Source organism: Burkholderia sp. ABCPW 14, from assembly GCF_001523835.1.
Classification (GTDB): Bacteria; Pseudomonadota; Gammaproteobacteria; order Burkholderiales; family Burkholderiaceae; genus Burkholderia; species Burkholderia mayonis.
The window spans coordinates 70559-85109 of the sequence record NZ_LOVS01000135.1; the positions used below are offsets into that span (position 1 = coordinate 70559).

Below are 14551 nucleotides of genomic sequence, written 5' to 3' on the forward strand. Positions count from 1 at the left end.
GCAAAACGGGTGGGGAACGGACGATGCGCGCGGGACGCTCGCGGGCGCCGCCTGGTTGCGCTAAAATTTTCCGTCATGTTAGATCCACGCGCACGAACCCTCCTCAAGACGCTGATCGAGCGGTATATCGCCGACGGTCAGCCGGTCGGATCACGCACGTTGTCTCGTTATTCCGGGCTCGAGCTGAGCCCGGCGACGATCCGCAACGTGATGTCCGACCTGGAGGAGCTCGGCCTCGTGTCGAGCCCGCACACGTCGGCGGGGCGCGTGCCGACGCCGCGCGGCTACCGCCTCTTCGTCGACACGATGCTGACGGTCGAGTCGCCGATCGACGCCGACGCCGTCACGCGGCTCGTGCAGACCACGCTGCAGGCGGGCGATCCGCAGCAGAAGGTCGTCGCGGCCGCGGCGAGCGTGCTGTCGAACCTGTCGCAGTTCGCGGGCGTCGTGCTGACGCCGCGCCGCAGCCACGTGTTCAAGCAGATCGAGTTCCTGCGCCTGTCGGACAAGCGGATCCTCCTCATCATCGTGACGCCCGAAGGCGATGTGCAGAACCGCATGATCGCGACGCAGCGCGACTACACGCCCGCGCAGCTCACCGAGGCGTCGAACTATATCAACGCGCACTTCGCCGGCCTGTCGTTCGACGAGGTGCGCCGCCGGTTGCGCGAGGAGATCGACGAGCTGCGCGGCGACATGACGGCGCTGATGCACGCGGCCGTCACGGTGAGCACCGAGGAGGCCGACGACGAGGACACCGTGCTGATCTCCGGCGAGCGCAACCTGCTCGAAGTGGCGGATCTTTCGTCCGACATGGCGCGGCTGCGCAAGCTGTTCGACGTGTTCGACCAGAAGACGAGCCTCCTGCAACTGCTCGACGTGTCGAGCCACGCGCAGGGCGTGCAGATCTTCATCGGCGGCGAATCGACGCTCGTGCCGATCGACGAAATGAGCGTCGTGACGGCCCCGTACGAGGTCAACGGCAAGATCGTCGGCACGCTCGGCGTGATCGGGCCGACGCGGATGGCCTACAACCGCGTGATTCCGATCGTCGACATCACCGCGCGCCTCCTGTCGCTGACGCTCAGCCAGCAGTAACCGGTTCCGCACGCGCTTCATCGCCGTTTCATCACACTTTTGCGGCGTCCTGCGCCGTTTTCTCTCGATCGAGTCCGTCACCGCATCGTGCCGTCCCGCAGCTCGTCGCGCAATAGGCCGGACGGCCGACTGGTGGGCCGGGGCCGCCCCGCTATAATGAGTGTCGTTCGATTCGGTGCCCCGGCACGATCTTTCCATGCGCTTTGACCTCGAACCGCCGTCGCATGCGTCGGCCGCCCACCGCGTCGCCGTGCTGCTCGTCAACCTGGGCACGCCCGACGAGCCGACGCCGCGCGCGGTGCGCCGCTATCTCGCGCAGTTCCTGTCCGATCCGCGCGTCGTCGAGATCCCGCAGGCCGTCTGGCAGGTGATCCTGCGCACGCTGATCCTGCCGCTGCGCAGCCGCGCGTCCGCGAGGAAGTACGCAGCCGTCTGGATGTCCGAGGGCTCGCCGCTGCGCGTCCATACGGAGCGCCAGGTCGAGTGCTTGCGGCCGCTCTTCGCGGCGAACGGCTACCGGGTGATCGTCGACTACGCGATGCGCTACGGGACGCCGAGCATCGCCGACGTGCTCTCGCAATTGAAGCGCGCGGGCGCCGAGCGGGTGCTGCTGCTGCCGATGTATCCGCAATATTCGGCGTCGACGACGGCCACTGCGTTCGACGCCGCGTTCGCCGCGCTCGGCCGGATGCGCAACCAGCCGGAGGTGCGCACGGTGCGCCACTACGCGGGCCACCCGGCGTACATTCACGCGCTTGCCGAGCAGGTCCGCCAGTATTGGGCCGCGCACGGCCGGCCTGTGTTCGATTCGGGCGACAAGCTCGTGCTGAGCTTTCACGGCGTGCCGAAGCGCACGCTCGATCTCGGCGATCCATACCACGAGCAATGCCAGCAGACGGCCTCGCTGCTGATGTCCGCGCTCGGCCTGACGACGTTCGAGTGCCGTGTCACGTTCCAGTCGCGCTTCGGCAAGGCCGAATGGCTGCAGCCTTATACGGCGCCGACGCTCAAGGAACTGGGCACGGCGGGCGTGCGCCGCGCGGACGTGTTCTGCCCGGGCTTCACCGCCGACTGCCTCGAGACGATCGAGGAGATTGGGATCGAGGTGCGCGACGAGTTCCTGCACGGCGGCGGCAGGGAATTTCACCGGATTCCGTGCCTGAACGCGTCGCCCGCGTGGATCGCGGCGCTCGGCGAGATTGCCGCCGAAAACCTGCAAGGCTGGCCGGTGCGCGTCGCGGCGGCGCCGGAGATCGTGAGCTGACTGCCATGAACTTCAAGATTTCGACTGAACCCGGTGCGCGGCTGCGCATCGACAAGTGGCTCTGGGCCGCGCGCTTCTTCAAGACCCGTTCGCTCGCAGCCGACGCCGTCGAGAAAGGGCGCGTGAAAATCGGCGGCGTGGCCGTCAAGCCGGCGAAGGAAGTGCGCGTCGGCGACCGGGTCGACGTGACGATCGAGCGCGTCGTCTGGCAGGTCGACGTGGTCGGCGTATGCGACGTGCGCGGGCCGGCGAGCGTCGCGCAGACGCTCTATGCGGAGACGGAAGCGGGGCGGGAGCAGCGTCTGGCGGAACTCGACCGGCGCCGGCGTTTCCGCGAGCCGGCGGCCGAGCTGCAAGGGCGGCCGACGAAGCGGGACCGCCGGGTCATCGACAGATTTTCGAATGGGAGCTGAATAGCTGATCGAACGTCGCGCGCGCGCTGCCGTATTCCGTCGTGTGTTCGGTGACGGCGCCCGATAGGCAGATGGTCGTCGTGCCGGCGATGAGTACCAGCGCGACTGCCGAAATAGCGAAGGTCAGTTTCACGGTACTCCCCTCGAGAAGACGGGTGAAAGGGCCTCTGGTCCGGTGTCGGGCGTTGTCGGGTCAGGGTATACATGGTCCTCGACGCGCCTTTGGCAAGTGTAGTGCAGCGCACTGGCGCGATCCAGCGACCGGCCGGTAAGGGTTGTTACAGGCCGTTTCGGACTGAATCCGGGGCGGCGGCCGTGGCGCACTGCGGCGCGGCGCGATGCCTCCGGTGGGGGCGCGATTCTTGCGAAAAACCCACTTGAAATCGTTGCCTGGAGCCCCATTTGCACCGATATTGTGCGGCGTCGGCCGTTTGCGTGAAAAAGCGCGAAGCCGGCTGCCGTTTTGGCTTTAACCTCTAAACCGACTTTCTAGCGATATGGAAAACACGCAAGAGAACCCGACTGACCAAACGACTGAAGAAACCGGTCGCGAGGCGCAGGCCGCGGAAAACGCGGCGCCGGCTGCAGAAGCCGCGCTCGCCGAGGCTCAAGCCAAGCTCGCCGAGCTGCAGGAGAGCTTCCTGCGCGCGAAGGCGGAAACCGAAAACGTGCGCCGCCGTGCGCAGGACGACGTCACGAAGGCGCACAAATTCGCGATCGAGAATTTCGCCGAAAACCTGCTGCCCGTGCTCGACAGCCTCGAGGCGGCGGTGGGCGATACGTCCGGCGATCTCGCGAAGGTCCGCGAAGGCGTCGAGCTGACGCTGCGCCAATTGCAGAGCGCGCTCGAGAAGGGCCGTGTCGCGGCGCTCAATCCGGTCGGCGAGAAATTCGATCCGCATTTGCACCAGGCGATCTCGATGGTGCCGGCCGACCAGGAGCCGAACACGGTCGTCGCCGTGCTGCAGAAGGGCTACACGATCGCCGACCGCGTGCTGCGTCCGGCGCTCGTGACGGTCGCGCAACCGAAGTAAGGGACGGCGATGGCGGGCACGGGCGTCGATGCGACTGCGTTCGCGGCGTTCGACATGCAGGAACTGGACGCCGAGAGCTTCGACGCCGGGCTAGCGAGCGCGGGCGACGCGCTCGCCGTCGTCTTCTTCTGGGGCGCCCCCCAAGGGGACTTGCTTCGCGGCGCCGGCTGCTTGAACTGTGAAATCGCGAAGAAAGCGATGCTCGCGAACCCGGACGCGATCCGTGCGCTCGGCCTCGAATGGTTCCACAGCAACGTCTACGAACATCGCGAGCTCGCGCGGCGCTTCGCGCTGCACGGCGTGCCGACCTGGTTTTTCTTCTGGCGCGGCAAGCGGCTCGGCCGGGCGACCGGCTGGCATGGGCTCGCGCAGTTCGAGGCGGCCGTCGCCGCGGCGCGCGCGAAGGCGGAGGCCGACGTCGCAGGCGAAGCGGACCGTCCCGCCGATTGAAAAAATTTAATGGCCGCATCGCCTTCGAGGTCTTGAAAACGACGCGGCCGCACTTATTTCGAGTGCAGAGTCGAATTTGGCGCGGCGCAGCGGGCAGCAACCCGCCGACGCCGCAGCGAACAGGGATTTCTGGAGATTAGGAAAAATGGGAAAGATCATCGGTATTGACCTCGGCACCACGAATTCGTGCGTCGCCGTGATGGAAGGCAATCAGGTCAAGGTCATCGAGAACTCGGAAGGCGCGCGCACGACGCCGTCGATCATCGCCTACATGGACGACAACGAGGTCCTCGTCGGCGCGCCGGCCAAGCGTCAATCGGTGACGAACCCGAAGAACACGCTCTTCGCGGTGAAGCGCTTGATCGGCCGCCGCTTCGAAGAGAAGGAAGTGCAGAAGGACATCGGCCTGATGCCCTACAAGATCACCAAGGCCGACAACGGCGACGCGTGGGTCGAAGCGCACGGCCAGAAGCTCGCGCCGCCGCAGGTCTCGGCCGAAGTGCTGCGCAAGATGAAGAAAACCGCTGAGGATTACCTCGGCGAGCCGGTCACGGAAGCCGTGATCACGGTGCCGGCGTACTTCAACGACAGCCAGCGCCAGGCAACCAAGGACGCGGGCCGCATCGCGGGCCTCGAAGTCAAGCGGATCATCAACGAGCCGACGGCTGCCGCGCTCGCGTTCGGCCTCGACAAGGCCGAGAAGGGCGACCGCAAGATCGCGGTGTATGACCTGGGCGGCGGCACGTTCGACGTGTCGATCATCGAGATCGCGGACGTCGACGGCGAAATGCAGTTCGAAGTCCTGTCGACGAACGGCGACACGTTCCTCGGCGGCGAGGACTTCGACCAGCGCATCATCGATTACATCATCGGCGAGTTCAAGAAGGAGCAGGGCGTCGACCTGTCGAAGGACGTGCTCGCGCTGCAGCGCCTGAAGGAAGCCGCCGAAAAGGCGAAGATCGAGCTGTCGTCGGGCCAGCAGACCGAAATCAACCTGCCGTACATCACGGCGGACGCGTCGGGTCCGAAGCACTTGAACCTGAAGATCACGCGTGCGAAGCTCGAAGCGCTGGTCGAGGATCTGGTCGAGCGTACGATCGAGCCGTGCCGCATCGCGATCAAGGACGCGGGCGTCAAGGTATCGGACATCGACGACGTGATCCTGGTGGGCGGCCAGACCCGCATGCCGAAGGTCTTGGAGAAGGTGAAGGAGTTCTTCGGCAAGGACCCGCGCCGCGACGTGAACCCGGACGAAGCCGTCGCGGTGGGCGCGGCGATCCAGGGCCAGGTTCTGTCGGGCGACCGCAAGGACGTGCTGCTGCTCGACGTGACCCCGCTGTCGCTCGGCATCGAGACGCTCGGCGGCGTGATGACGAAGATGATCAACAAGAACACCACGATCCCGACGAAGCACGCGCAGGTGTACTCGACGGCGGACGACAACCAGGGCGCCGTGACGATCAAGGTGTTCCAGGGCGAACGCGAAATGGCGGCGGGCAACAAGCTGCTCGGCGAATTCAACCTGGAAGGCATCCCGCCCGCACCGCGCGGCGTGCCGCAGATCGAAGTGACCTTCGACATCGACGCGAACGGCATCCTGCACGTCGGCGCGAAGGACAAGGCGACCGGCAAGGAAAACAAGATCACGATCAAGGCGAACTCGGGTCTGTCCGAAGCCGAGATCGAGAAGATGGTGAAGGACGCGGAAGCGAACGCGGAAGAAGATCACCGTCTGCGTGAGCTGGCCGATTCGCGCAACCAGGGCGACGCGCTCGTCCACAGCACGAAGAAGGCGCTCGCCGAGTACGGCGACAAGCTGGACGCGGGCGAGAAGGAGAAGATCGAAGCCGCGCTGAAGGAGCTCGAGGATGTGCTGAAGAGCGCGTCGAGCGACAAGGCGGCGATCGATGCGAAGATCGAAGCGGTCGCGACGGCGTCGCAGAAGCTCGGCGAGAAGATGTACGCCGACATGCAGGCGCAGCAGGCCGGCGCGGCGGGCGCTGCCGGTGCCGCAGCAGCCGAAGGCGCGGCGCAGGGCGGCGCGCAGACGGTCGACGACGTCGTCGACGCCGACTTCAAGGAAGTGAAGAAGGACTAAGCCGGGTCGAGGTCGGGCCGTGCCGGGCACCCACGCGAGGTGCGCGGCGCGGCTTTCCCGGGTCCGTTTCTTCACTGCCGAATTGGCGGATCATACTTGCGCCTGGCGGGCCTCGCGGCTCTCCGGGCACATTTGTTTTATGGCGAGCACTGCGCCGACCGGCTTCTGCGGGCCGGCCGGCGCGGCGCTCAACCAGTCGCAAGACTTTACTGGAAGCGAGAGGAGCCGTTGCGCGCGCTTCGCGCGGCGGCATTGAAACGATATGGCGAAACGGGATTACTACGAGGTTCTGGGCGTCGCGAAGAATGCAGGCGACGACGAAATCAAGAAGGCATATCGCAAGCTCGCGATGAAGTACCACCCCGACCGCAATCCGGACAGCAAGGATGCGGAAGAGCATTTCAAGGAAGCGAAGGAAGCCTATGAAATGCTGTCGGACGGCCAGAAGCGGGCGGCGTACGACCAGTACGGCCACGCGGGCGTCGATCCGAACATGGGCGCGGCCGGCGCGCAGGGCTTCGGCGGCTTCGCCGACGCGTTCGGCGACATCTTCGGCGACATCTTCGGCCAGGCCGCCGCGGGCGGCGGCCGCGGACGCGGCGGTCCGCAGGTGTACCGTGGCGCGGATCTGCGCTACAGCATGGAGATCACGCTCGAGCAGGCGGCGCACGGCTACGACACGCAGATCCGCGTGCCGAGCTGGGCGTCGTGCGGCGTCTGTCACGGCTCGGGCGCGAAGCCGGGCACGAAGCCGGAAACCTGCCCGACCTGTCACGGCCAGGGCACGGTGCGGATGTCGCAGGGCTTCTTCAGCATCCAGCAGACCTGCCCGAAGTGCCACGGCACCGGCACCTACATCCCGGAACCGTGCGTGCACTGCCACGGCTCCGGCAAGGTGAAGGAAACCAAGACGCTCGAAGTGAAGATTCCGGCGGGCATCGACGACGGCATGCGGATCCGCTCGGCCGGCAACGGCGAGCCGGGCATCAACGGCGGGCCGTCCGGCGATCTGTACGTCGAGATCCACATCAAGCCGCACTCGGTGTTCGAGCGCGACGGCGACGACCTGCACTGCCAGATGCCGATTCCGTTCACGACGGCGGCGCTCGGCGGCGAGATCGAAGTGCCGACGCTCGCCGGCCGCGCGTCGTTCACGGTGGCGGAAGGCACGCAGTCGGGCAAGACGTTCCGTCTGCGCGGCAAGGGCATCAAGGGGCTGCGTTCGAGCATCGCCGGCGATCTGTACGTGCACGTGCAGGTCGAGACGCCCGTGAAGCTCACCGAGCAGCAGCGCGATTTGCTCAAGCAGTTCGAGAAGTCGCTCGCGGAAGGCGGCCCGCGCCACAGCCCGCAAAGCAAGAGCTGGTTCGATCGCGTGAAGAGCTTCTTCGAGTGACGGGCGGCACGCAGCACGCAGGTGATGCAGGATGACTGACGAATCGGGCGCGGTGTTCGCGCTCTTCGACGATTGCGACTCGACCGCGGCAGCGCGGTCGAGTCGTTTGTATTTGGGCTTCTCGCATGAGCGCGTCTGCGTCGATCCGGGCGAGCTCGATGCGGTGTGCGCGGCCGTTGCCGACGATGCGCGGCGAGGCTTGCACGCGGTCGTGCTCGGCGACTACGAATTCGGGCGCGATCTGCAGTTCGGGAAGCGGGGCGGCGGCGCGCTGCGGTTTCTGCTGTTCTCCGAATGCGCGAAGCTCTCGCGCGACGAAGCCGACGCGTGGCTCGCCGCGCGCGACGGCGGCGCGGCCGAGCCATCGGCCGCGGGCGTCGCACACGTGACGAAGAGCGTGACGCGCGACGCGTTCGACGCGGCGATCGCCGCGGTGCACGACGCGCTGTGCGCGGGCGACTCGTATCAGATCAACTACACGTATCGGCTGCGCTTCGATGCGTTCGGCGCGCCGCTCGCGCTGTACCGCCGCCTGCGCGCGCGTCAGCCGGTGCGCTACGGTGCGCTGATCGCGCTGCCGGGCGATGCGTGGGTCGTATCGTGTTCGCCGGAGCTGTTCGTCGAGAAGTCGGGCGCGCTGCTGCGCGCGCGGCCGATGAAGGGCACCGCGCCGCGCTCCGACGATCCGCGCGCGGATGCAGCCGCGGCCGAGTTCCTCGCGAACGACGCGAAGAACCGCGCGGAGAACGTGATGATCGTCGATTTGCTGCGCAACGACCTCGCGCGCATCGCGCGAACGGGGTCGGTGACGGTGCCGGCGCTTTTCTCGGTCGAGCCGTATGCGTCGGTGTGGCAGATGACGTCGACGGTCGAAGCGGGCCTTGTCGACGGTGCGACGTTCGCCGACGTGCTGCGCGCGCTTTTTCCGTGCGGCTCGATCACCGGGGCGCCGAAGTACAGGACGATGCAACTGATCGACGCGATCGAGACGACGCCGCGCGGGCTCTACACGGGCGCGATCGGCTGGCTCGATGCGATATCGGACGACCCCTCGCCAGCAGCCCCCGGGCAGGGCGTCCCGGAAGAAGTCTCCTTGGAGGGCGCCTCGAAGACATCCTTCCGAAGAGCGGCTCCGGACAACGCCTCCTCGGGGCACGTCTCGAAGGACGTCCGCCCGCCGGGCGCAGCACGCGGCTGCGGCGACTTCTGCCTGTCGGTCGCGATCCGCACGCTGACGCTCAACGCGCCGGCGGCCGACGGCCACCGATGCGGCACGATGGGCGTTGGTGCGGGGATCGTGCTCGACAGCGTCGCCGCCGACGAATACGTGGAGTGCGAATTGAAGGCGCGTTTTCTGACCGACGCCGATCCCGGCTTCCAGTTGTTCGAGACGATGTACGCGACACGCGATGCCGGCGTGCGTCATCTCGACCGCCATCTCGCGCGGCTGCGTTCGAGCGCGGACGCGCTCGGCTTCGCGTTCGACGAAGCGGCCGCGAAGCGGCGCATCGACGAGCGCCGCGCGCAGTTGGGCGACGACGGCGAATATCGTTTCCGCGTCGCGCTGGCGAAGGACGGCACGCTCGACATCACGGCCGCGCCGCTCGCGCCGCTCGCGCGCGACGCGGTCGGCGTGCTGCTCGCGCCCGAACACGGCTTCGCGCGGATGCACTCGGGCGACGTGTTGCTTGCGCACAAGACGACGCGCCGCGCCGACTACGATCGCGCGTGGAAGGACGCCGAGACGCGCGACGCGTTCGACATGCTGTTCTTCAACGAGCGCGGCGAGCTGACGGAGGGCGGGCGGACGAATGTGTTCGTGAAGCTCGAAGGGCGCTGGTTCACGCCGCCGCTGTCGTCGGGCGTGCTGCCGGGCGTGATGCGCGGCGTGCTGCTCGACGATCCGGCGCTGCAGGCGACCGAGCGCGTGCTCACGCTCGACGACCTGCTGCGCGCCGATGCACTGATGCTGACCAACGCGCTGCGCGGCGCGGTGCCCGCGCGGCTCGTGCGAGGCGGCGCAGCGGCGGCCTGACGACGAGAGGACGGAGGCGGAGGCGCGCTGGCGCTCGGCGGCGGGTCGCATGACGATGCGCTGATGCTGGCCAACGCGTTGCTCAGTGCGCGGCCGTTGCCGCTCGTTCGGAGCAGCGTTGTGGCGGCGAGACGATATGCCGGCATCGAACCGGAGAACCGGGCGCGCCTCATGCTTGACGACGTGTCCCTTGTCCCTTGTCCCTTGTCCCTTGTCGCATATCGCTTGCTTGGCATTGCCGCGTCGTTCGGCCGTCGACATGAAAAAGCGGCATCCGCACACGTCGGATGCCGCTTTTTTTCGAGCGCAGCAGCGCCCGAATACGAAGCGTGGCGTACGAGCGAAGCCGCGCCGCGCGCGCTCAGGCCGTCATTCCCGCATCAGAACGAATGCTCGGGCCCGGGGAAGCCGCCGTCCTTCACCGCGCGCACGAACGCCTCGATTGCGGCGAAGATGCTCGGCTGCCCTTGCATGAAGTCCTTGACGAAGCGCGGCCGCTTGCCGGAGAAGATGCCGAGCATGTCGTGCAGCACGAGCACCTGGCCTGAGCAATCCGCGCCCGCGCCGATGCCGATCGTCGGAATCGTCAGTTCGCGCGTGACTTCGGCCGCGACGAGCGTCGGCACCGCTTCGAGCACGACGAGCTGCGCGCCCGCATCCTCGACCGCGCGCGCGTCGCGCAGCAATTGCGCGGCGCCCGCTTCCGTTTTTCCCTGCACCTTGAAGCCGCCGAACGCGTGCACCGACTGCGGCGTGAGCCCGACGTGCGCGCACACGGGCACCGACCGCTCGACGAGGAAACGCACCGTGTCGGCGAGCCATTCGCCGCCTTCGAGCTTGACCATTTGCGCGCCCGCGCGCATCAGCTTCACCGCGCTCGCGAACGCATCGGCGGGCGTGCCGTAGGCGCCGAACGGCAGGTCTGCGACGACGAGCGCGCGCGGCTGCGCCCGCGCGACGCATGCGGTGTGATACGCGATGTCGTCGAGCGTGACGGGCAGCGTCGTCGTCTGGCCCTGCAGCACGTTGCCGAGCGAATCGCCGATCAGCAGCACGTCGACGTTCGCGCGGTCGAGGAGGGCGGCGAAGCTCGCGTCGTAGCAGGTCAGCATCGCGATCTTCTCGCCGGCTTCACGCATCGCCTGCAGTTTGGGCACCGTCACGGCCGGTCGGCTGGATTCCTGAAGGTAGGTCATGGGAGGTCCGATTCGATGGTGAGAGAAAAGGCGGCGTCGCGACGAGCGACCGCGCGCGCGTCCGTCAGCGCGCGCCGCCGCCTTTGACGAAGAATTCCTTGCGGCCGCGCATCGACGCGATGCGCTCGACGAGCAGTGCAAGGTCGTCGGGGGAGTCGAGCGGATTCAGGTGCTCGGCTGCGACCGTCAGCACGGGCGTGCGGTCGTAGTGATAGAAGAATTCGTTGTATGCGTCGCAGAGCGAACGCAGGTATGCGTCGCCGATCTGCAGCTCCATCGGCTGGCCGCGCTTCTGGATCCGCGCGAACAGCACTTCGGGGCTCGCCTGCAGATAGACGACGAGATCGGGCGCCGGAGCGGGGGCGCCGAGATGCGCGGCGAGCGACCGATATAGCTGCCATTCGTCGTCGGGCAGCGTGAGCCGCGCGAAGATTTCATTCTTCTGCGGCATGAAGTCCGCAACGATCGGCGTATTCGCTTCGTATGCGGCGGCAATCTCGTGCGCCTGGCGCTCGCGCTGCAGCGCGAACGCGAGCTGCGTCGGCAGCGCGTAGCGCGCGGTGTCGCGATAGAAGCGTTCGAGAAACGGGTTGTCCTGCGGGCGTTCGAGGAGCGCGCGCATCGACCAGCGTTCGGCGAGCAGCGTCGCGAGCGTCGTCTTGCCGACGCCGATCGGTCCTTCGATCGCGAGGTAGCGGCACGGCGGCCGCCAGTCGGGGGCGGTGACGGTGAGCGGTGTCGAATTCATCGGCAGCGGTTTTTTTCGGCGGCGGCCCGCATCGCCAGGCACTGGCAAGTCTGGACCTTCTCGATGCGCTGGTGCGCGACGTCCGCGAGGAACGCGTCGGCGCGGCCGCGCGCGGGGATCGCGAGCATGGGCGCGATCTCGACGAGCGGCACGAGCGCGAACGCGCGTTCGGTCAGGCGCGGATGCGGGACGACGAGGTCGGGCTCGTCGATCGTTTGTTCACCATAGAGCAGGATGTCGATGTCGAGCGTGCGCGGTGCGTTCCGGTACGGCCGCTCGCGGCCGAAGTGGTGCTCGATCTTCTGGCAGAGCGCGAGGAGCGCGCGCGCGGCGAGCGTCGTGTCGATCTTCACGACGCAGTTGTAGTAGTCGCCGCCGCCCGCGTCGACGGGCGCCGTCCGATACAGGCTCGACTTGCCGAGCACCGTGATGGCGTGCTGCTGGGCGAGGCAGACCACTGCGTCCTTCAAGGCCTGGCGCGCGTCGCCGAGATTGGCCCCCACCCCGAGATAAGCAACCGTCATGGCTTTCCTTCCTACGTCGTTCGACGGCGCAAGCGTCAGTCGTTCGCGTCGGACTCGCCGCGCGCGGCGCCTTCCGTGCTCTCGGCACTTTCGGCGCCTTCGGCCCCGCGGCGGCTGCGACCGCTGCGGCGGCGCCGCTTGCGAGGCGCCTTGTCCCGACTGCCGCCCTGCGTGAGGAGCGCCTCGCGCGTCGCGGCATCGCCGTCGATGAAATCCGTCCACCACTGTCCGGCGGCGGGATCGAGCTCGCCGGATTCGCAGCGCAACAGGAGGAAATCATACCCCGCTCTAAATCTTTGGTGTTCGAGGAGCCTCAGCGCGCTGCGGCCGGAGCGCTTCTCGAGCCGCAACTGCAGCCCCCAGATCTCGCGCATGTCGGCCGAATAGCGCTTGTGGATGGCGAGCTTCTCGGTCTGCATGTCGATCACGTCGTCCATCGCGTGATTGATCGCGGGGACCGGGTACTCGCCGTCCGCGGCGTATTGCTCCCAGCGCTGGCGCATGTCGTGCCAGAGGAGCGTCGCGAACAGGAAGCCGGGCGACACCGGCTTGCCCGCGCGCACGCGCGCATCGGTGTTGTTGAGCGCGAGCGTGACGAACTTCTCGCCCTGCGGCTGCTCGAGCACGACGTCGAGGAGCGGCAGCAGCCCGTGATGCAGCCCTTGCTTGCGGAGCTGCTTCAGGCACGCGAGCGCGTGGCCCGACAGCAGCAGCTTCAGCATCTCGTCGAACAGCCGCGCGGCCGGCACGTTGTTGATGAGATCCGCGAGCTCCTTGATCGGCGCGCGCGTGTTCTCCTCGATCTCGAAGCCGAGCTTCGCCGCGAAGCGCACGACGCGCAGCATCCGCACCGGGTCCTCGCGGAAGCGCGTCGCCGGATCGCCGATCATCCGCAGCAGGCGCGCGCGCATGTCGGCCATCCCGTCGTGATAGTCGAGCACGGTTTGCGTCGCGGGATCGTAGTACATCGCGTTGATCGTGAAGTCGCGGCGCGCCGCGTCCTCGTGCTGCTCGCCCCACACGTTGTCGCGCAGCACGCGGCCGCTCGCGTCGACCGCGTGCGTGCGGCGGTCGAGCTCGTCGCGCTTCAGGCGCTTCGCGGGCGCGGTTTCGGCGGGCGGCTCCTGCGGGGCGTCGACGAGCGCGCGGAAGGTCGACACCTCGATCAGTTCCTGCCCGAACTGCACGTGGACGATCTGGAAGCGCCGGCCGATCAGCCGCGCGCGGCGGAACAGATGCTGGACCTGGGTCGGCGTCGCGTCGGTCGCGACGTCGAAATCCTTCGGGGCGATGCCGAGCAGCAGGTCGCGCACCGCGCCGCCGACGATGAACGCGCGGAAGCCGGCTTGCTGCAGCGTGTCGGTGACGCGGATCGCGTTTTTCGAGATGAGCGCGGGATCGATCCCGTGCACGTTCGCGGACACGACGGTCGGCTCGCCGTTGCGGGCCTTCTTGGCGGCGCCGCGCGTGGATTTCGCGCGGCGCGGGGCGGCGGGCGCGGCCGAGGCGTCGCCCGACGAGGCTTCCTGCGGGGCGGCGGTGTCCTGCGGCGCGTCTTGCGACGCGCGGGCGTCCTGCCCGAACAGCTTGCGGATGAATTTTTTGATCACGACGGTTGGAAGAGGTCGAGGATGCGCCAGCCGTGTGCACGTGCATATGCGCGCAGCGTGTCGTCGGGATTGGTCGCGATCGGGTCGGTGACTTTTTCGAGAAGCGGAATGTCGTTGTGCGAATCGCTGTAGAAGTAGCTGCGATCGAAGTCGTCCCAGCGCTTGCCGAACGACGCGAGCCACGCCTCCGTGCGCGTGATCTTGCCCTCGCGGTAGCTCGGCGTGCCGGTCGGTCGGCCGGTGAACGCGGAGTCCGGATGGCCGTCGACGGTTTCCACTTCGCACGCGATCAGCGTGTCGACGCCGAACGCGGTCGCGATCGGACGCGTGATGAATTCGTTCGTCGCGGTGACGATGCAGCAGAGATCGCCCGCATCCTGGTGCCGGCGCACGAGCTCGAGCGCGGCGGGCAGCATCGCCGGCCGGATCACCTCGTGCATGTACTCGTCGTGCCACTGCGCGAGCTGCGCGCGCGAATACTTCGCGAGCGGCGTGAGCATCGCCGTGAGGTACGCGTGGATGTCGAGCTTGCCCGCCTTGTAGTCGGCGTAGAAGCGGTCGTTCTGGCGCGAGAAGCTGTCCGCGTCGACGATGCCGAGCCTGACCATGAAGCGGCCCCATTCGTGGTCGCTGTCTGTCGGGATCAGCGTGTGATCCAGGTCGAAAAGTGCCAAATTAGTCATGG

14 protein-coding genes are annotated in these 14551 nt (G+C 67.4%); 8 read left to right on the forward strand and 6 right to left on the reverse strand.

Annotation, left to right across the window (positions count from 1 at the left end):
- Positions 1 to 75: 75 nt before the first annotated feature.
- The 3 genes from hrcA (at position 76) to WS62_RS20985 (ending at position 2775) form a co-directional block, all read left to right on the forward strand.
- On the forward strand, positions 76 to 1098 hold the full coding sequence (gene hrcA, locus WS62_RS20975; RefSeq protein WP_066574778.1) for a heat-inducible transcriptional repressor HrcA: 1023 nt from the start codon (positions 76 to 78) through the stop codon (positions 1096 to 1098).
- A 196-nt stretch (positions 1099 to 1294) separates the two neighbouring features.
- Positions 1295 to 2362: a ferrochelatase gene (hemH, locus tag WS62_RS20980; protein ID WP_066574780.1), complete on the forward strand. Its 1068-nt coding sequence runs from the start codon at positions 1295 to 1297 to the stop codon at positions 2360 to 2362.
- 5 nt (positions 2363 to 2367) lie between these two features.
- Complete coding sequence (locus WS62_RS20985) at positions 2368 to 2775, forward strand: RNA-binding S4 domain-containing protein (protein WP_066574782.1); 408 nt, start codon at positions 2368 to 2370, stop codon at positions 2773 to 2775.
- Here WS62_RS20985 and WS62_RS37515 read toward each other — a convergent pair.
- Positions 2747 to 2908, reverse strand: coding sequence for a hypothetical protein (locus WS62_RS37515; protein ID WP_197422886.1), 162 nt, complete (start codon positions 2906 to 2908; stop codon positions 2747 to 2749). The genes WS62_RS20985 and WS62_RS37515 overlap by 29 nt on opposite strands.
- Positions 2909 to 3272: 364 nt before the next feature.
- Here WS62_RS37515 and grpE point away from each other — a divergent pair, with 364 nt between their 5' ends.
- From grpE to WS62_RS21010, 5 genes are all read left to right on the forward strand, one after another.
- Entirely contained in the window at positions 3273 to 3809 is a 537-nt protein-coding gene (gene grpE / locus WS62_RS20990; RefSeq protein ID WP_059470834.1) for a nucleotide exchange factor GrpE, read from the forward strand.
- A 9-nt stretch (positions 3810 to 3818) separates the two neighbouring features.
- On the forward strand, positions 3819 to 4259 hold the full coding sequence (locus WS62_RS20995; protein ID WP_066574784.1) for a thioredoxin family protein: 441 nt from the start codon (positions 3819 to 3821) through the stop codon (positions 4257 to 4259).
- Between the two features lie 145 nt (positions 4260 to 4404).
- On the forward strand, positions 4405 to 6357 hold the full coding sequence (gene dnaK / locus WS62_RS21000; protein ID WP_066574785.1) for a molecular chaperone DnaK: 1953 nt from the start codon (positions 4405 to 4407) through the stop codon (positions 6355 to 6357).
- A gap of 262 nt (positions 6358 to 6619) precedes the next feature.
- Complete coding sequence (dnaJ, locus tag WS62_RS21005; RefSeq protein WP_066487286.1) at positions 6620 to 7753, forward strand: molecular chaperone DnaJ; 1134 nt, start codon at positions 6620 to 6622, stop codon at positions 7751 to 7753.
- A gap of 31 nt (positions 7754 to 7784) precedes the next feature.
- A complete protein-coding gene (locus WS62_RS21010) occupies positions 7785 to 9788 on the forward strand; it encodes a chorismate-binding protein (RefSeq protein WP_066574788.1) in 2004 nt (667 codons plus the stop codon).
- 380 nt (positions 9789 to 10168) lie between these two features.
- On the opposite strand, the gene panB is transcribed toward WS62_RS21010, so the two are convergent.
- The 5 genes from panB to WS62_RS21035 form a co-directional block, all read right to left on the reverse strand.
- Positions 10169 to 10984: a 3-methyl-2-oxobutanoate hydroxymethyltransferase gene (panB, locus tag WS62_RS21015; RefSeq protein WP_066574790.1), complete on the reverse strand. Its 816-nt coding sequence runs from the start codon at positions 10982 to 10984 to the stop codon at positions 10169 to 10171.
- Between the two features lie 64 nt (positions 10985 to 11048).
- A complete protein-coding gene (locus WS62_RS21020) occupies positions 11049 to 11732 on the reverse strand; it encodes a deoxynucleoside kinase (RefSeq protein WP_066574793.1) in 684 nt (227 codons plus the stop codon).
- The gene (gene folK / locus WS62_RS21025) at positions 11729 to 12256 is read right to left on the reverse strand and encodes a 2-amino-4-hydroxy-6-hydroxymethyldihydropteridine diphosphokinase (protein WP_066574796.1); all 528 of its coding nucleotides are present in this window, start codon (positions 12254 to 12256) and stop codon (positions 11729 to 11731) included. The genes WS62_RS21020 and folK overlap by 4 nt, the downstream gene beginning before the upstream one ends.
- Before the next feature lie 35 nt (positions 12257 to 12291).
- On the reverse strand, positions 12292 to 13866 hold the full coding sequence (gene pcnB, locus WS62_RS21030) for a polynucleotide adenylyltransferase PcnB (protein WP_066574798.1): 1575 nt from the start codon (positions 13864 to 13866) through the stop codon (positions 12292 to 12294).
- A complete protein-coding gene (locus WS62_RS21035; protein ID WP_066574803.1) occupies positions 13863 to 14549 on the reverse strand; it encodes an HAD family hydrolase in 687 nt (228 codons plus the stop codon). The genes pcnB and WS62_RS21035 overlap by 4 nt, the downstream gene beginning before the upstream one ends.
- Between the last annotated feature and the right edge of the window lie 2 nt (positions 14550 to 14551).

Bases quoted from the DNA above. Each gene is read 5' to 3' on its own strand.
- hrcA (WP_066574778.1), top strand. From the start codon at position 76: ATGTTAGATCCACGCGCACGAACCCTCCTCAAGACGCTGATCGAGCGG.
- hemH (WP_066574780.1), top strand. From the start codon at position 1,295: ATGCGCTTTGACCTCGAACCGCCGTCGCATGCGTCGGCCGCCCACCGC.
- WS62_RS20985 (WP_066574782.1), top strand. From the start codon at position 2,368: ATGAACTTCAAGATTTCGACTGAACCCGGTGCGCGGCTGCGCATCGAC.
- grpE (WP_059470834.1), top strand. From the start codon at position 3,273: ATGGAAAACACGCAAGAGAACCCGACTGACCAAACGACTGAAGAAACC.
- WS62_RS20995 (WP_066574784.1), top strand. From the start codon at position 3,819: ATGGCGGGCACGGGCGTCGATGCGACTGCGTTCGCGGCGTTCGACATG.
- dnaK (WP_066574785.1), top strand. From the start codon at position 4,405: ATGGGAAAGATCATCGGTATTGACCTCGGCACCACGAATTCGTGCGTC.
- dnaJ (WP_066487286.1), top strand. From the start codon at position 6,620: ATGGCGAAACGGGATTACTACGAGGTTCTGGGCGTCGCGAAGAATGCA.
- WS62_RS21010 (WP_066574788.1), top strand. From the start codon at position 7,785: ATGACTGACGAATCGGGCGCGGTGTTCGCGCTCTTCGACGATTGCGAC.
- panB (WP_066574790.1), bottom strand. From the start codon at position 10,984: ATGACCTACCTTCAGGAATCCAGCCGACCGGCCGTGACGGTGCCCAAA.
- WS62_RS21020 (WP_066574793.1), bottom strand. From the start codon at position 11,732: ATGAATTCGACACCGCTCACCGTCACCGCCCCCGACTGGCGGCCGCCG.
- folK (WP_066574796.1), bottom strand. From the start codon at position 12,256: ATGACGGTTGCTTATCTCGGGGTGGGGGCCAATCTCGGCGACGCGCGC.
- WS62_RS21035 (WP_066574803.1), bottom strand. From the start codon at position 14,549: ATGACTAATTTGGCACTTTTCGACCTGGATCACACGCTGATCCCGACA.